We start from the raw sequence: 15,598 nt of genomic DNA, 5'->3' as shown, positions 1-15,598 counted from the left end.
CGGGTCGGGTGGGGTCAGGCCTTGACGAACTTGGCGAAGTCGGCGGGGCGCTTCTCGGCGAATGCCTTCGCGCCCTCGAGTCCCTCGTCGGACTTGCCGAACAGGTCGAGAGCCGACATCGCGAGGTTGCTCAGGCCGGCCTGGTGGTCGGTGTCCGCGTTGAACGACTGCTTGAGGAACTTGATGGCGGTGGGGCTCTTCTCGGCGATCTCGGCGGCGATGGCCTTGGCCTCGTCGAGCAACTTGTCCTGCGGGACAACCCAGTTCACCAGGCCCCAGCGTTCGGCGGTGGCGGCGTCGTACTGGCGGCACAGGTACCAGATCTCGCGGGCGCGCTTCTCGCCGACCACGCGCGCGAGGAACGCGGAACCGAACCCGGCGTCGAACGATCCGACCTTCGGACCGGCCTGCCCGAACCTGGCCGTCTCCGAGGCGATGGAGAGGTCGCACAGTACGTGCAGGACGTGACCGCCGCCGACGGCGACACCGTTGACCGCGGCGATGACCGGCTTCGGGATGTCGCGAATCAGCTTGTGCAGGTAGCCGATCTCGAACATGCCGCTCTCGGTGGGCCCGTAGTCGCCGGTCTCGGCCCGCTGCTTGACGTCGCCGCCGGTGCAGAACGCCTTCTCGCCGGCGCCGGTGAGGATGACCGCGGAGACACGGCTGTCCGCCCAGGCGGCGCGGAACGCCTTGATCAGTTCCTCGACGGTCTGGCCGCGGAAGGCGTTGTAGCGGTGCGGGCGGTCGATCGTGATGATCGCGGCGGGTCCGTCGATCTCGTAGGTGATGTCTTCGAAGACGGTCATGAGAACTCCTCGTCAGCGCAGGTGAGCGGGTTGAATGAGTTTCTGTTCAAGCACAGTGAATAGTGCTTCACGCTTTATGAACCTACATTCACCAACGAATGGTGTCAAGGGTCACACAACCCCGGAATCGAGACGGAGAACACGGACGAACGAGGTCTACGTCGTCGACGGAGTCCGCACACCCCAGGGCCGCTACGGCGGCGCGCTCGCCACGGTGCGACCCGACGATCTGGCCGCGATCGCGGTCGGTGAGGCCGTTGCCCGCAGCGGTGTGCCGGCCGAGGAGATCGACGAGGTGATCCTCGGCGCCACCAACCAGGCCGGTGAGGACAATCGCAACGTCGCCCGCATGGCGGTCCTGCTCGCCGGGCTGCCGGACACCGTCCCCGGCTACACCGTCCCCGGCTGCACCGTCAACCGCCTGTGCGCGAGCGGCCTGACGTCACGCTCCTGGGCCGGATGGAACGCGAAGGTGCCGCCCGCGGCCTCGTCACCCTGTGCATCGGCGTCGGCCAGGGCGTGTCCCTGGCCGTGGAGGCGTTGCGACCCGAGGGCGCGCACGGCAGGGCCCCGGTGTCGACGTGACACCGGGGCCCTGCCGTGGTGGTTCGTGGGTCTACAGGAACGCGCTGACACCGGTCTCGGCACGACCGATCAGCAGCTTCTGGATCTGACTCGTGCCCTCGTACAGCGTCATCACGCGCGCGTCGCGCATGTACTTGGCAACCGGGTACTCGTCGACGTAGCCGTAACCGCCGAAGAGCTGAATCGCGTTGTTGGCGGCGCGCACCGCGGCCTCGCTGCAGAAGTACTTCGCCTTGGACGCGGCGGTGCCGAACGGCTCACCACGTTCGATGAGGTCGGCGGCCCGCCAGGTCAGCAACCGGCCGGCATCGGCATCGACGGACATGTCCGCGATCATGTCCTGGATCAGCTGGTACGACGCGATCGGACGGTCGAACTGCTTGCGGTTGGTGGCGTAGTCCACCGCTGCCTCGAGGCAGCCCGCGATGATGCCGACGCACCCCGCGCCGACCGAGACCCGCCCCTTGTCTAGGGAGTGCATGGCGATCGAGAAGCCTTCGCCCTCCGCGCCGAGCATCGCGCTCGCCGGCACCTTCACGTCGGTGAAGTACAGCTCCGCCGTCGCCTGGCCGCGCAGGCCGAGCTTGCCGTGGATCTCGCGGGACTCGAAGCCCGGGGTGTCCGTGGGAACCAGGAACGCGGAGATCCCCTTCGGGCCGGGGCCCCCGGTGCGGGCGAAGACCAGGCAGAGGTTCGCCCAGGTCCCGTTGGTGATGAAGATCTTCGATCCGTTGATCACGTAGTGGTCGCCGTCGCGCACCGCGCGGGTCTTGAGATGTCCCGGGTCGGAACCGTTGTCGGGTTCGGTGAGACCGAAGCAGGCCAGCGCCTCGCCCGACGCGATGCGGGGCAGCCACTCGTGCTTCTGGTCCTCGGTGCCGTGGGAGAGGATCACCTTGCCCACGAGGCCCATCGAGACGGACACGATGCCTCGCACCGCCGAGTCGGCACGTCCGAGTTCCTCCATGCCGATGCAGTAGGTGATGTAGTCACCTCCCATGCCGCCGTACTCCTCGGGAATGGTCAACCCGAAGAATCCGATCTCGGCGAGCTTGGGCACGATCGAGATGTCCACCGATTCGGCGCGGTCCCAGGCGGCACGGTGCGGGACCACCTCCTTGTCGAGGAAGTCACGCGCGAGTTGCCGGAAGCTCTGCTGCTCCTCCGTCAGTGCCAGATCCATGTCGACTCCTTGCTGGGGGGCACCGCTGGTGCGCTGAGGCCGGGTGCGCGGGGTTGCGAATACGGAATGAGAATGAATTGTCATTCACTCAAGATGAATGTAGATTCGCTTCCGTGGGGTGTCAAGGTCCGTTCGGAGCTCGGTCGGCTCGTGGCTGCCGCGGGTCGCGTGGGTACGAGTGCCGTGAGGCACGCGCCGAGCAGGGCGACGCCCGCGAAGATGTCAAGGGTGTGGTGGGGGGCCACGCCCGAGCGGACGCGCGGGGTCGCGGACCTGCGGTGGCCGGTGTCCCGGTTCGGTGCCCTACGGTGGAGGACAACGGTGTACGCCGCTGGCCGAGAGGAGTCGAGGTGGCCAAGGACAGTGCGGGAATGCAGGTCGAGGAGGCGGTACGTGCCGTCCGGGCCAGCTCGCGGAGGCGGCAGGTGCTCGACGCGGCCGTCGTGGTCATGCAGCGCACCGGATTCCACCAGATGTCGATGCAGGCACTCGCCGAGGAGGCCAACGTCAGCGTCGGGCTGATCTACAAGTACTTCGGCGGCAAGGAGGAGATCCTGCTGGCGACGATCGTGAACATCCTCGAGGAGTTCCGGGACCAGATCCAGCCGGCGATCGACGCCGCCGGCGACGACCCGGTGGAACGGTTCGTCGCCGGCTTCCGCCGCTACGTGGAGATCGTCGACGGGAACCTCGACGCCGTCGCGCTCACCTACCGGGAGAGTCGCACGCTCGACCAGCAGGGACGCGACACCCTCAAGGAACTCGAGGTGGCCACCTCGGCTCCGCTGTCGGCCGCGCTCGAGGACGGCATCGCCGCGGGGGTGATGAACGACATCGACGTGGACCTGATGGTGTTCGACCTGATGATGATCGCGCACGGATGGGCGCTCAAACACTGGCATTTCGCGCCGAAGTTCACCGCGGACGCGTACATCCGCGCGCAACTGCGTTTCGTGCTCGACACGATCGTCGCGCCCGCACGCCGGGAGTCGTACCGGTACCTCACGGAGTGAACGCACGGCCTCGCCGCCGCGTCGGTGGGGGTTGATACTGTCGGTGCCCAGTGGGCGGTCCGACTCGGGCAGCGCCCTATCCTCCGCTGTCCGAAAGGGTTTCGCGTTCGTGATGATGCCGTCATGGTGATGGGTGCCACCCACGCCGTCTCCGGAGCTGTCGCCGGTCTGCTCGCCGCCCAGGTGCTTCCACCCGAGTGGGGCGGGCCCACCTCCACGGCCGAGGTGTTCACGTTCGCGGGCGTGTGCGCCGGGGCCGCGCTGCTGCCCGATCTCGACACCACGCAGTCGACGGTTGCCCGATCGTTCGGCCCGGCCAGCTGGATCCTCGCCAAGGTCGTCGACGAGGTGTCGCTGTGGTACTACCGGCTGACCCGCGGCCGCCGGGACCCGAAGCGCAACGGTGGGCACCGAACACTCACCCACACAGCACTGTTCGCGATCGCGGTGAGTGCGGGGGTGTCGGCACTGATCGTCGCGTTCGGTCAGCCGGCGATCATCGGGACGCTGTTCCTCACCCTCGGCTTGGCGCTGCGGGGGCTCGCCGGAGGCTGGGCGAAGCGCTACGGCTGGGTCGGCGTGACGATGGTCGCCGGTGTCCTGTCCGCGCTCACCTGGACCTGGTACCCCGACGAGGTCGGATCGCGGGCACTCGGGGTCGCGGTCGGACTCGGGTGCGCCGTGCACTGCCTCGGTGACGCGATCACCAAGGAGGGGGTGCCGTTTCTCGCGCCGCTGCTGCCGTGGGGTGGCCGCCGCTGGTGGGAACTGCAACTGCCGTCGGCGTTGTCCATCCGGGCGGGCGGGCCGTTCGAGCGTGCCATCCTCGGGCCGCTGCTCACCCTCGCGGCGGTCGGGCTGGCGTTGTGGGCGCTCGACGGTGTCCCCGCCGCGGTCAGCGACGCGCTGGCGCAGTGGCAGACCCGCGGGTAGCGGCGGGCACGTTGCCGAGCGCATCCACCAGATCGCGGACGTGCGCCAGGTCCACGTCGTACCCGGGGAAGTAGCAGCACACCCGGTCGGCGTGGGCGCCGAAGCGACGCGCGATCTGCGCGGCACACTGTTCCGGCGTACCGCGGACGGCGAGCGTGTCCACCATCGTCTCGTCGACCAGGTCGATCATCTCGGCGATCGCACCTCGCTTCGACAGGGCGTTCAGCGGCTCCTGCCGGTCGGCCCAGCCCTCCACCTCGAGCACCGGACGGTACGCGGGAGTGGATCCGTAGAACGCGAGCAGGCCCCGCACGCCCGTCGTCGCCGCGGACAACTCGGCCTCGGTGCGTCCCGTCGCCACGATCACCTGCGGCACCACCTCGAGATCGGTGCGCTCGCGCCCCGCCCGGTCGAGGCCGAGTTGTATTGCGGGCAGCGTGCGTTCACGGAAGTGCCGCTCGCTGTTGAACGGCATGACGAGCAGTCCGTCCGCGACCTCGGCGGCGGTGCGGGTCATCACCGGGCCCAGTGCGCCGAGGAGGATCGGCGGCGTGTCGAACGGGTTCGGGCCCGGGACGAAGGCCGGTGGCATCAGCGTGTGCGTGAAGAACTCGCCGCGGAAGTCGAGTCGCGTGCCGTCCTGCCACGAATCGAGGACGGCCCGCACGGCGAGCACCGTCTCGCGCATCCGGGCGGCGGGCCGCGACCACGTCGCCGCGTAACGCTTCTCGATGTGTGGGCGGATCTGCGACCCGAGCCCGAGCCGGAAGCGGCCGCCGCTGAGCGACTGCAGGTCCCAGGCCGCGTGCGCGAGGTGCACCGGGCTGCGCGGCAGCGCGATCGCCACGTTCGTCGCCAGGTCCACGTTCACCACCGGTGCGGCCGCGACCAGCGGGAAGAAGACGTCGTGCGGTCCCTCGAACGTGAACAGTCCGGCGATGCCGGTGCCCGCCAGTTCGGCGGCGCGGACGGCGGCGTCGGCGGGTGCGGCGTCGAGCTGGATCTCGACCTTCATCGGTGTCCTCTCCTGCGTGCGGGCAGCGCGGCGCCGATCAGTGTGCGCCGCACCGGCATCGACGCGTGGCGAAACAGCGACCACATCGCGGCCGAGACGTCGCGCGGGCGGTCCCGGGCGGACAGGTACGCGCGCTGCAGTTCCGGGGGAAGCTCGAAGAACTCGTCGAAGAAGCCGGGGACCCGGGCGGGCGGCAGCGCGAGCAGTGCCCTCGACCCGACCGCGCGCAGCGCCCGGACGGCTCGGGCGCGGCGAGTCCACAGCGCCCCCGCCGGGTCGGACCCCACCACGAGCGCGTCGACGACGGTGTCGACGGCGGCGAGGGACGCGGCGAGGCTGTAGCCGGTGCCGGGATGCGTCATGCCGCCGCGGGCGCCGAACGCGAAGGTCGGGGTCGGCGGTGCCTGGACCGGGAACCGCACGCGCTCGACCGCGGCGTCGGCGGGTGGGCGGACGCCCCGCGCGTCAAGGCGGGTCAGGAGCCGCTCGCGCAGCGCGGCGGTCCCCAGCGCGGGCCTGCCGACCAGGCACGTCTCCTCCAGCAGGACACGGTCGGCGTCGAGCGGGACCGCGTAGAGGAAGGACGGCGGCGCGTCCGGGTCGGCACCGTTGTCGGGGGTCCAGTCCATGAACAACGCTTCCGCGTCCGCGAGCGCGGGTGCCGCCACCGCGGGCGGCACGACCAGGCCGTACGCGGTCTGCTCGGCGAGCGCGGGCGCAGGACGAACGCCCCGGGCGTCGACGACCCGGCGGGCCGGCAGCGTGACGCCGTCGTCGAGGGTGACCGTGTGGTCGGCGAGGTGCGCGGCCCGGCCGGTGACGACGCGTACGCCGGCGAGGTCAACGCGCAGAGCGGTGTTGTCGAGCACGACGTACTCCCGGTCCAGTACGTGGTCGCGGCTGCCACGCGCCCGCGGACGGGCGACCCGCGCCGCGACCACGCCGGTGCCGAGCCAGCGCGGCAGTTCGTCCGCCCAGGCGGCGTAGGTCGGGGTCCAGGGCCGAGCCGACGCCGGGTCGACCGCCACGACGTCGAGGCCGGCCGCGGCGGCGCGGTGCGCCAGGGCCCGTCCCGCCGGACCGAGACCGACCACGGCGAGGTCGGGGACATGTCCGTCGCTCATGGAGTTCCACGCTAGTGCCGCAAACCTGCGACGCTGTTGCCAGCGACAGGGAAAGGCAGGGCCGCATGCACCTGGAGTCCGTGATGTCCACCGTGGGGTCCGTCGTGGACCTCGTCGGTGTGGCCGTGATCGTCGTCGGCGGCGCGGTGGCGAGCTGGATCGCCCTGTCCACGAGCCGAACCCGGCCGGGCGCGCCGGTGTACGTGCCCTACCGGCGCAACCTGGGGCGGTCGATCCTGCTCGGACTGGAGTTCCTGGTGGCGGCCGACATCATCAAGACCGTCGCGGTGACGCCCACCTTCACCTCCGTCGGCGTCCTGGCGCTGATCGTCCTCATCCGGACCTTCCTGAGCTGGTCGCTCCAACTCGAGATAAGCGGGCGGTGGCCGTGGCAGGAGGGCGAGCATCCCGTCGGGACGGCTGTGACGCACCCCGGCGGAGACGGGCCGGTAACTCCGGTAAGCTGAACCGTCGTGATTACCGCCACCGACCTCGAAGTTCGTGCCGGTGTGCGAACCCTCCTCTCGGCACCCGGATCCGCCCTGCGCGTGCAGGCCGGCGACCGTATCGGTCTCGTCGGCCGAAACGGCGCGGGCAAGACCACGACGTTGCGCATTCTCGCCGGTGAGGGCGAGCCGTACGCCGGCGCCGTCGTGCGCAGCGGCGACCTCGGCTACCTGCCGCAGGACCCCAAGGAGGGCAACCTCGACGTCCTCGCGAAGGATCGCGTCCTGTCCGCCCGCGGTCTCGACGAGATCATCCGCAGCATGGAGAAGCAGCAGGCCATCATGGCCGAGGCCGCCGACGACGCGACCCGCGACAAGGCCGTACGCAAGTACGGGTCGCTCGAGGACCGCTTCGGTGCGCTCGGCGGCTACGAGGCCGAGTCGGAGGCCGCGCGGATCTGCAGCAGCCTCGGCCTGCCCGACCGCGTCCTCGCACAACCCCTGCGCACCCTCTCCGGTGGTCAGCGTCGTCGGGTGGAACTCGCGCGGATCCTGTTCGCCGCCTCCGACGGTTCCGGCGGCAAGTCGAACACCACGCTGCTGCTCGACGAACCGACCAACCACCTCGACGCCGACTCCATCACCTGGCTGCGTGGCTTCCTGCAGAACCACGACGGCGGACTGATCGTGATCAGCCACGACGTGGATCTCCTCAACGACGTGGTGAACAAGGTGTGGTTCCTCGACGCGGTGCGCGGTGAGGCCGACATCTACAACATGGGCTGGAAGAAGTACCTCGACGCCCGCGCCACCGACGAGCAGCGCCGGCGCCGTGAGCGCGCGAACGCGGAGAAGAAGGCGTCCGCGCTGCGTCAGCAGGCCGCGAAGCTCGGGGCGAAGGCGACCAAGGCGACGGCTGCCCAGAACATGGCCAAGCGTGCCGACAAGCTGATCGCGGACCTCGACGACGTGCGGGTCGCCGACAAGGTCGCACACATCCGGTTCCCGGAGCCGGCGCCCTGCGGCAAGACTCCGCTGATGGCGAAGGACCTGACGAAGGTGTACGGATCGCTCGAGATCTTCACCGGCGTCGACCTCGCCATCGACCGCGGCAGCCGCGTCGTCATCCTCGGCCTCAACGGCGCCGGCAAGACGACACTGCTGAGACTGCTTGCGGGCGCGGAGAAGCCGGACCTCGGCGAACTGGTTCCCGGTCACGGGCTCAAGGTCGGTTACTTCGCCCAGGAACACGACACCCTCGACGACAACGCGAGTGTGTGGGAGAACATCCGGCACGCCGCACCCGACGCGGGGGAGCAGGACCTGCGGGGGCTGCTCGGGGCGTTCATGTTCACAGGGCCGCAGCTCGACCAGCCCGCGGGCACCCTGTCCGGCGGTGAGAAGACCCGCCTCGCCCTCGCCGGGCTGGTGTCGTCGGCGGCGAACGTGCTGCTGCTCGACGAGCCGACCAACAACCTCGACCCGATCTCCCGCGAGCAGGTGCTCGACGCGCTGCGCAGCTACAAGGGCGCCGTCGTCCTCGTCACCCACGACCCCGGCGCCGCCGAGGCCCTCAACCCGGAGCGGGTCATCCTGCTCCCGGACGGCACCGAGGACCACTGGTCGCAGGAGTACCTGGAGCTCATCCAGCTGGCCTGACATCTCGCCCGCACCCGCCGCGGATTCGTACTAGCCTGGACCACGGACGTGATCTGGGTCACATGGTGGAGGGTTGGCGATGGCGCAACTGGGGCCGGTCCGCAAGGGTGTCCGCGTGTCCGGCGGGGACCGCGACGAGATGCAGTCGGAGCTGCGCGACCGATACCTCAGTGGCGCCAGCATCCGCTCGCTCGCCGAAACCACCGGCAGGTCCTACGGCTTCATCCGCACCCTGCTCACCGAGGCGGGAGTCGAGCTGCGCGGCCGCGGCGGACCCAACCGCCGTCGCGCCGTCCACGGAGCCTGATTCCGCACCCCGGGACGGCGCGCGGTCCGTCAGTCCTGCCGCCGCACCGACTCCTCGACGAGATCGAGGACGGCGGAAAGGTTTTCGCCACCGTGGCCGGACGCGATGCGGGCGATCAGCCCGTCCAGCACCAGGTCCAGGTAGCTGACCAGGACGCCGGTCGGCAGGTCGTCGCGCAGCCGCCCGGCCTCCTTCTGCCGCTCCAGGCGGGCCACGGTCGCCTCGGTGAGTTCGACACCGCGCTCACTCCACTCACGCGCGAACTCCGGATCGGTGCGCAGACGCCGTGAGATCTCGACACGCGTTGCCAGCCAGTCGAACTGGTCCGGCTGCGCCAGCATGTCCCGCATCACCTGCACGAGACCCTCCTCCGCGGCGACGTCCGCCATCCGCGTCGCATCCTCGTGGGCGAGTGCGAGAAACAGACCGTCCTTGTCCTTGAAGTGGTGGAAGATCGCACCCCGCGACAGCCCTGTCGCATCCTCGAGCCGCCGCACCGTGGCGCCCTCGTAGCCGTACTCCGCGAAGCAGCGGCGGGCACCGTCGAGAATCTGCCTCCGTCGGGCGACGAGATGGTCCTCACTGACCTTGGGCACAGGCTTCCTCCTTGTCGTCCGTGTGTGTGCGGCAACCTCCTTCGTCGGTCGCCACAGACACACGGCCTCCTGCGTCGGTCACGTGTGCGCGTTCTCGGCCTTCGCGAGTCACCTCGCCAATGCGCAAAGCGCGCACGACCACATCCGATCGAACCTGCCGGAACTGCACGGATGGTCGTGCGCGCTTTGTGCGCCCTGGTGCCGAAAACGCGCACAAGTGGGTGGCACCCGAGAATGCCGAAGGCACGCTCGGGCGCCACTCGCCTAGCCGCGGATCATGTTGCGCAGCACGTACTGCAGGATGCCGCCGTTGCGGTAGTAGTCCGCCTCGCCGGGGGTGTCGATGCGGACGACCGCGTCGAACTCGACCGTGCTGCCGTCGCCCTTGGTGGCGGTGACCTTCACGGTGCGCGGCGTGGTGCCCGCGTTGAGCTCCTCGATGCCCGCGATGTCGAACACCTCGGTGCCGTCGAGGCCGAGGGATCCGGCCGACTCGCCCGCCGGGAACTGCAGCGGGATGACGCCCATGCCGATCAGGTTGGAACGGTGGATGCGCTCGAACGACTCGGTGATGACGGCCTTGACGCCGAGCAGGCTGGTGCCCTTGGCCGCCCAGTCACGCGACGAGCCGGAGCCGTACTCCTTGCCGCCCAGGACGACCAGCGGGATGCCGGCTGCCTGGTAGTTCTGCGACGCGTCGTAGATGAACGACTGCGGTGCGCCTTCGAGGGTGAAGTCGCGGGTGTAGCCGCCGGAGACGCCGTCGAGGAGCTGGTTCTGCAGGCGGATGTTCGCGAACGTGCCGCGGATCATCACCTCGTGGTTGCCACGACGCGAGCCGAGGGAGTTGTAGTCCTTGCGCTCGACGCCGTGCGAGTCGAGGTACTGCGCGGCGGGGGTGCCGGGCTTGATCGGGCCTGCCGGGCTGATGTGGTCGGTGGTGACCGAGTCGCCGAGCAGCGCGAGGACGCGGGCGCCGGAGATGTCGGTGACCGGAGCCGGGTCCATGGTCATGCCGTCGAAGTACGGAGCCTTGCGGACGTAGGTGGAGTTGTCGTCCCACGCGAAGGTGTCGCCCTCGGGGGTGCTGAGGCCCTGCCAGCGCTCGTCACCGGCGAAGACGGTGGCGTAGGACTTGCGGAACATGTCCTGGCTGATCGCCGACTTGATGGTGTCGTCGATCTCCTGCGCGGACGGCCAGATGTCCTTGAGGAACACGTCGTTGCCGTCGGTGTCCTGGCCCAGGGCGTCGGTCTCGAAGTCGAAGTCCATGGTGCCCGCGAGGCCGTAGGCGATGACCAGCGGCGGGGACGCCAGGTAGTTCATCTTGACGTCGGGGGAGATACGGCCTTCGAAGTTGCGGTTGCCGGAGAGTACCGCGGTGACGGAGAGGTCGTTGTCGTTGATGGCCTTCGAGATCGGCTCGGGCAGCGGGCCCGTGTTGCCGATGCAGGTGGTGCAGCCGAAGCCGCCCAGGTAGTAGCCGAGCTTCTCGAGGTACGGCCACAGGCCGGCCTTCTCGTAGTAGTCGTTGACGACCTGCGAGCCCGGAGCCATGTTGGTCTTGACCCACGGCTTGGTGGACAGGCCCTTCTCGACCGCGTTGCGGGCGAGGAGAGCGGCGCCCAGCATGACGGACGGGTTGGACGTGTTGGTGCAGGACGTGATGCCCGCGACGACCACGGCGCCGTGGTCGAGGATGAAGTCGCCCTGCTCGTCGGTGGTGACCTTGACCGGCTTGGTCGGGCGGCCCTCGGCGCCGTTCGCAGCCGAGGCCACGGCTCCTGCAGCGTCATCCGCGAAGGAGAGCGCGGCGGGATCGGACGCGGGGAACGATTCCTCGACGGCCTCGTCCAGCTGGCTGTGATCGGCCGGGTTGTGGTCCTCCACGTAGGTGTGGATGTCCCGACGGAACGCGTTCTTCGAGTCCGACAGCAGGATGCGGTCCTGCGGACGCTTCGGGCCTGCGATCGAGGGCACGACGGTGCCGAGGTCCAGCTCGAGGTACTCGGAGTAGGCGGGCTCGTGCGCGGCGTCGTGCCACATGCCCTGTTCCTTGGCGTACGCCTCGACGAGCGCGAGCTGCTCGTCGCTGCGGCCGGTCAGGCGCAGGTAGTTGATGGTCTCGCCGTCGATCGGGAAGATCGCTGCGGTGGAACCGAACTCGGGGCTCATGTTGCCGAGGGTGGCGCGGTTGGCGAGGGGGACCTCGGCGACGCCGGCGCCGTAGAACTCGACGAACTTGCCGACGACACCGTGCTTGCGGAGCATGTCGGTGACGGTGAGCACGACGTCGGTGGCGGTCACCCCGGGCTGGATCTCACCGGTCAGCTTGAAGCCGACGACGCGGGGGATCAGCATGGAGACCGGCTGGCCCAGCATCGCGGCCTCGGCCTCGATGCCGCCGACGCCCCAGCCGAGCACGCCGAGGCCGTTGACCATCGTGGTGTGCGAGTCGGTGCCGACACACGTGTCCGGGTACGCCTGGCCGTTGCGGGTCATGACGGTGGGAGCCAGGTACTCGATGTTGACCTGGTGGACGATGCCCATCCCCGGGGGGACGACCTTGAAGTCGTCGAACGCGCCCTGGCCCCAGCGCAGGAACTGGTAACGCTCGCCGTTGCGCTGGTACTCGAGGTCGACGTTGCGCTCGAGGGCGTCGGCGCGGCCGAATACGTCGAGGATGACCGAGTGGTCGATGACCATGTCGGCGGGGGAGAGCGGGTTGACCTTGTTCGGGTCGCCACCGAGGGTGGAGACGGCCTCACGCATGGTGGCGAGGTCGACCACGCAGGGCACGCCGGTGAAGTCCTGCATGATGACGCGGGCCGGGGTGAACTGGATCTCGACGCTCGGCTCGGCCGAGGGGTCCCAGTTCGCGATCGCGCGGATGTGGTCGGCGGTGATGTTCGCACCGTCCTCGGTGCGCAGCAGATTCTCTGCCAGAACCTTCAGTGCGTAGGGCAACTTCTCGGTGCCGGGTACGGCCTTCAGTCGGAAGATCTCGTAGGAGTTCTCACCGACCTCGAGGGTTCCCTTGGCGCCGAACGAATCAATACTGGTGCTCACGTCAGCTCCACTCGTCTTCGATGTTCGCCGTCGACGGGGCTGTGTCGACGGCAAGCGAGGTCATCGCGGCGACCGGGAACGAGCCGGACGGTCGAATCACGCCGAAACCGACTCGTGCCGAACCGACCGGGTGGGTCGCGCCGAAGCACCTCGCGGCAAGTCTAACAGTACGCTTGTCCTGTGAGGCTCGCGGGACAGCGGTGTGTCCTCGGGCCGCACAGCAGCGATCCTTCTCGTCGCCCGCGGTCTTCGCAAACCAGGGCGGGTTCGGATCCGTGGCGCTCGCCGTCCCGTAGTGTGCGGAGCGGCCTCACGCACGCGCTCGTCCGTCGAACTGTGGGGAGTTCGACGGGGCCCGACGCGGTCGGCCGACAACCACACACCGAGTCCGACGGATGAGAGATGCCTGCTGCCCACGCCCTGTTCCTCCCCGCTGCGGCCGACATTCCGCCGTCGGTCGACATGGACACCGTTCTCGCCGACCTGGCCGACGACGGCGTGTCCGCGCCGGCCGGTGACGTCTCCGCCCTCGAGACCGTGGTCGCCCGGGCGCGCGAGAACGGCATCGAACTGAAGGTCGTGGTCCTCGACGAGAACCCGGGGCGGGATTCGCAGCTGCGTGACATCGCTACCGACGTGGGCGTCGAGGACGGCGGCACCGTGCTCGTGCTGAGTCCGAATTGGGTGGGGACGTACAGCGATTCGCTGGCGCGGGTCACGATCGAGGACGCGCAGGACCATGCCTACACGGGAGATGTGGTCGATTCCGCGAGCGGATTCCTCGACGCGGTGGTCCGCCCGGACCCGCCCTACGGTCTGATCACGGTCGGCCTGGTCGCGGTGGTCGCCGGTGCGGCCGGAGTGACGTGGGCTCTGCGCTCACGTCGGCAGGCGCGCGACGGTTCCTGAACCCGCGCCGACTTCCCGCCGCACGGCCGTCCGGCGTGTCGGACGAAAAATCAAGTCGGAAAATATCTTTCGCCTCATCTGAAGCTACTCCCTGTACACGTGGGGTGAGTGCGGTGTAATTACCGATGTGTCATTTGTGACTGGAGTTTCATCAGTGCGCGAAGTGTCGTACGGTGCCATTGGCGCTTTTGGGGAAGAAGTGTCGCTGTGGGCAGGCCGGTCGTCCGAGTGGCCTGTGTCCACCGGAGTTCACGAGTGAGTGCACCCGTGGCTCTACTTCGGCGCGCACCCCTTCCCCTGCCGGTCGCGAACCGAGGGAGAGCACAGTGATGCGAAGGACACCGCGCGGATCCTCGCGCAGGAGATCCCGCGGCACGTCCCTGCTCGTGGGGCTCGGCATCGTCGTCTCGCTCGTCGCGAGCAGTCCCGGCATCGCGGCCGCGGTCCCTCCGCCACCGCCGAACCCGAGCGACGCGGACCTGCAGCAGGCCGACGAGGGTGTCGCCGCCCGGGTCGGTGAGGTCGGTGCACTGATCAACGCGGTCGCCGCGGCGGACCAGCAACTGCGCGCGCTCGACGACGCGGTCGCAATCAAACGTGAGGACGTCAACAAGGCGCTGGTCGACCTGCAGAACGCGCGCGACGCCGCGAGTGTGGCGGCCGGCGCCGTCGGAACGACACTCCAGGCGCTGCGGGACGCCGGCGCGCAGATCGACCTAGCCCAGGTGCGGTTCGACGAGTTCGCCGCCAACACCTACCGGCAGGGCACCGGCGTCAGTTCCATCGCCTCGTTCATCGGATCGCAGGGCCCGAACGACATCCTCGACCGCGCCCAGGTGATGCGCATTCTCGCCACCAACAAGGACGCCGTCCTCGACGCGCTGCAGCGGGCCCGGACGGTCGAGGCCAACAAGAACTCCGCCGCCCGCGAGGCGAAACAGCAGGCCGACGAGGCGGCCGCCGCCGCGGAGGCGCGCAAGGCGGACGCGGAGAACGCCATCGTCGTTGCGCGCGCCGCGCTCGCCGAGCAGGCCGGGAAGAAGTCGGCCGTCGAAGCGCAGAAGGCGTCGGCGGAGGCTCAGCTCGCCGCCGCGCGCGACAACGTCGCCGGGCTGCAGAGCCAGCGCCAGGCCTTCGTCAACTGGGACCTGCAGCGGGCCGCTGAGCAGGCCGCTGCCGCCGCGGCCGCGGAGGCGGCGAAGGAGGCCGCCGCGCAGGCCGCCGCCCGGGTCGCCGCCGACCAAGCCGCGCGGGACCGCGCCCGGGAGCTGGCCGAGGGGCAGCGAAGCCACACCCGGATCGAGGACGACCCCGGCGACACGAGCGCAGCCGAGCCCGGCGACGAATCGGGTACCGACGAATCGGGTACCGACGAGACCGGGTCCGCGCCCACCACGACCGCGAAACCCCAGCCGAGCACATCGAAACCGAGCACGACGAAACCGAGTACGCCGAAGCCGAGCACGACGAAACCGAGCACGACGAAACCGAGTACGCCGAAGCCGACGAAACCGTCGGTCACCGGCACCGCCGCGATCGAGACGGTCGTCGACCGCGCGATGTCCCAGCTCGGTGTCACCTACGCGTGGGGCGGCGGCGACGAGAACGGGCCCACCCTCGGTATCCGCGACGGCGGTGTCGCCGACAGTTACGGCGACTACAACAAGGTCGGGTTCGACTGCTCGGGGCTGATGATCTACGCGTTCGCGGGCATCGGGATCTCGTTGCCGCACTACACCGGCTACCAGTACACCGCCGGAGAGCAGGTACCGAGTTCGCAGATGAAACGCGGCGACATGGTCTTCTACGGGCCCAATGCCAGCCAGCACGTGGCGCTGTACCTTGGCAACGGGGAGATGATCGAAGCTCCGCAGTCGGGATCGGTGGTCAAGGTCTCGCCGCTGCGCTGGGACGGCATGACCCCGTACGTGGTCCGGATGGTGTCCTGAC

15 protein-coding genes and 1 pseudogene are annotated in these 15,598 nt (G+C 69.3%); 9 read left to right on the top strand and 7 right to left on the bottom strand.

The window, feature by feature from the left end; all coding sequences use genetic code 11:
• Positions 1-14: 14 nt before the first annotated feature.
• A complete protein-coding gene (locus ACFYVR_RS01490; RefSeq protein ID WP_387468878.1) occupies positions 15-809 on the bottom strand; it encodes an enoyl-CoA hydratase-related protein in 795 nt (264 codons plus the stop codon).
• 214 nt (positions 810-1,023) lie between these two features.
• On the opposite strand from ACFYVR_RS01490, the pseudogene ACFYVR_RS01485 reads away from it, so the two are divergent.
• Both ACFYVR_RS01485 and ACFYVR_RS01480 read left to right on the top strand, forming a co-directional pair.
• Positions 1,024-1,261 (top strand): annotated as a pseudogene (locus tag ACFYVR_RS01485) (3-oxoadipyl-CoA thiolase); the annotation flags it as partial.
• A 7-nt stretch (positions 1,262-1,268) separates the two neighbouring features.
• Positions 1,269-1,394 carry a hypothetical protein gene (locus ACFYVR_RS01480; protein WP_387468876.1) on the top strand — a complete coding sequence of 42 codons (126 nt, stop codon included), beginning with the start codon at positions 1,269-1,271 and terminating at the stop codon, positions 1,392-1,394.
• A gap of 31 nt (positions 1,395-1,425) precedes the next feature.
• Here ACFYVR_RS01480 and ACFYVR_RS01475 read toward each other — a convergent pair whose 3' ends face one another.
• A complete protein-coding gene (locus tag ACFYVR_RS01475) occupies positions 1,426-2,577 on the bottom strand; it encodes an acyl-CoA dehydrogenase family protein (protein ID WP_387468874.1) in 1,152 nt (383 codons plus the stop codon).
• A gap of 350 nt (positions 2,578-2,927) precedes the next feature.
• Here ACFYVR_RS01475 and ACFYVR_RS01470 point away from each other — a divergent pair, with 350 nt between their 5' ends.
• A complete protein-coding gene (locus ACFYVR_RS01470) occupies positions 2,928-3,590 on the top strand; it encodes a TetR/AcrR family transcriptional regulator (protein WP_387468871.1) in 663 nt (220 codons plus the stop codon).
• A gap of 123 nt (positions 3,591-3,713) precedes the next feature.
• On the top strand, positions 3,714-4,523 hold the full coding sequence (locus tag ACFYVR_RS01465) for a metal-dependent hydrolase (protein WP_387468869.1): 810 nt from the start codon (positions 3,714-3,716) through the stop codon (positions 4,521-4,523).
• On the opposite strand, the gene ACFYVR_RS01460 is transcribed toward ACFYVR_RS01465, so the two are convergent.
• Both ACFYVR_RS01460 and ACFYVR_RS01455 read right to left on the bottom strand, forming a co-directional pair.
• Positions 4,486-5,538 carry a TIGR03617 family F420-dependent LLM class oxidoreductase gene (locus ACFYVR_RS01460; protein ID WP_387468867.1) on the bottom strand — a complete coding sequence of 351 codons (1,053 nt, stop codon included), beginning with the start codon at positions 5,536-5,538 and terminating at the stop codon, positions 4,486-4,488. The two genes, ACFYVR_RS01465 and ACFYVR_RS01460, sit on opposite strands and share 38 nt — an antisense overlap.
• Entirely contained in the window at positions 5,535-6,662 is a 1,128-nt protein-coding gene (locus ACFYVR_RS01455) for a lycopene cyclase family protein (protein ID WP_387468865.1), read from the bottom strand. Before ACFYVR_RS01455 ends, ACFYVR_RS01460 begins: the two co-directional genes overlap by 4 nt.
• Positions 6,663-6,727: 65 nt before the next feature.
• Here ACFYVR_RS01455 and ACFYVR_RS01450 point away from each other — a divergent pair, with 65 nt between their 5' ends.
• The 3 genes from ACFYVR_RS01450 (at position 6,728) to ACFYVR_RS01440 (ending at position 9,074) form a co-directional block, all read left to right on the top strand.
• Positions 6,728-7,129, top strand: coding sequence for a DUF1622 domain-containing protein (locus ACFYVR_RS01450; RefSeq protein ID WP_387468863.1), 402 nt, complete (start codon positions 6,728-6,730; stop codon positions 7,127-7,129).
• 6 nt (positions 7,130-7,135) lie between these two features.
• Positions 7,136-8,767 carry an ABC-F family ATP-binding cassette domain-containing protein gene (locus ACFYVR_RS01445; protein ID WP_387468861.1) on the top strand — a complete coding sequence of 544 codons (1,632 nt, stop codon included), beginning with the start codon at positions 7,136-7,138 and terminating at the stop codon, positions 8,765-8,767.
• Between the two features lie 79 nt (positions 8,768-8,846).
• Entirely contained in the window at positions 8,847-9,074 is a 228-nt protein-coding gene (locus ACFYVR_RS01440; protein WP_387468859.1) for a helix-turn-helix domain-containing protein, read from the top strand.
• 29 nt (positions 9,075-9,103) lie between these two features.
• Here ACFYVR_RS01440 and ACFYVR_RS01435 read toward each other — a convergent pair whose 3' ends face one another.
• Entirely contained in the window at positions 9,104-9,670 is a 567-nt protein-coding gene (locus tag ACFYVR_RS01435; RefSeq protein WP_387468856.1) for a TetR/AcrR family transcriptional regulator, read from the bottom strand.
• 264 nt (positions 9,671-9,934) lie between these two features.
• Positions 9,935-12,739 (bottom strand): aconitate hydratase AcnA, encoded by a 2,805-nt coding sequence (acnA, locus tag ACFYVR_RS01430; RefSeq protein ID WP_387468855.1) that lies wholly within the window; start codon positions 12,737-12,739, stop codon positions 9,935-9,937.
• A gap of 402 nt (positions 12,740-13,141) precedes the next feature.
• Here acnA and ACFYVR_RS01425 point away from each other — a divergent pair, with 402 nt between their 5' ends.
• Positions 13,142-13,648 (top strand): DUF6676 family protein, encoded by a 507-nt coding sequence (locus tag ACFYVR_RS01425; RefSeq protein WP_387468853.1) that lies wholly within the window; start codon positions 13,142-13,144, stop codon positions 13,646-13,648.
• A gap of 716 nt (positions 13,649-14,364) precedes the next feature.
• On the opposite strand, the gene ACFYVR_RS01420 is transcribed toward ACFYVR_RS01425, so the two are convergent.
• Positions 14,365-15,216, bottom strand: a complete 852-nt coding sequence (locus tag ACFYVR_RS01420) for a pentapeptide repeat-containing protein (RefSeq protein WP_387470260.1) — start codon at positions 15,214-15,216, stop codon at positions 14,365-14,367.
• Between ACFYVR_RS01420 and ACFYVR_RS01415 the strand changes: the two genes are divergently transcribed.
• Positions 15,208-15,597 (top strand): NlpC/P60 family protein, encoded by a 390-nt coding sequence (locus ACFYVR_RS01415; protein WP_387470258.1) that lies wholly within the window; start codon positions 15,208-15,210, stop codon positions 15,595-15,597. The two genes, ACFYVR_RS01420 and ACFYVR_RS01415, sit on opposite strands and share 9 nt — an antisense overlap.
• Position 15,598: the final 1 nt, after the last annotated feature.

The sequence above is a fragment of the Rhodococcus sp. NPDC003318 genome, assembly GCF_042879035.1.
Lineage (GTDB): Bacteria > Actinomycetota > Actinomycetes > Mycobacteriales > Mycobacteriaceae > Rhodococcus_G.
The sequence above is the reverse complement of the archived record's forward strand: the minus strand, read 5'-3'. Positions and strand labels throughout refer to the sequence as shown.

Excerpts from the sequence above, each read along its gene's own strand:
- ACFYVR_RS01490 (WP_387468878.1), bottom strand. The coding sequence starts at position 809 with ATGACCGTCTTCGAAGACATCACCTACGAGATCGACGGACCCGCCGCG.
- ACFYVR_RS01480 (WP_387468876.1), top strand. The coding sequence starts at position 1,269 with ATGGAACGCGAAGGTGCCGCCCGCGGCCTCGTCACCCTGTGCATCGGC.
- ACFYVR_RS01475 (WP_387468874.1), bottom strand. The coding sequence starts at position 2,577 with ATGGATCTGGCACTGACGGAGGAGCAGCAGAGCTTCCGGCAACTCGCG.
- ACFYVR_RS01465 (WP_387468869.1), top strand. The coding sequence starts at position 3,714 with ATGGTGATGGGTGCCACCCACGCCGTCTCCGGAGCTGTCGCCGGTCTG.
- ACFYVR_RS01460 (WP_387468867.1), bottom strand. The coding sequence starts at position 5,538 with ATGAAGGTCGAGATCCAGCTCGACGCCGCACCCGCCGACGCCGCCGTC.
- ACFYVR_RS01455 (WP_387468865.1), bottom strand. The coding sequence starts at position 6,662 with ATGAGCGACGGACATGTCCCCGACCTCGCCGTGGTCGGTCTCGGTCCG.
- ACFYVR_RS01450 (WP_387468863.1), top strand. The coding sequence starts at position 6,728 with ATGCACCTGGAGTCCGTGATGTCCACCGTGGGGTCCGTCGTGGACCTC.
- ACFYVR_RS01440 (WP_387468859.1), top strand. The coding sequence starts at position 8,847 with ATGGCGCAACTGGGGCCGGTCCGCAAGGGTGTCCGCGTGTCCGGCGGG.
- ACFYVR_RS01425 (WP_387468853.1), top strand. The coding sequence starts at position 13,142 with ATGCCTGCTGCCCACGCCCTGTTCCTCCCCGCTGCGGCCGACATTCCG.
- ACFYVR_RS01415 (WP_387470258.1), top strand. The coding sequence starts at position 15,208 with ATGTCCCAGCTCGGTGTCACCTACGCGTGGGGCGGCGGCGACGAGAAC.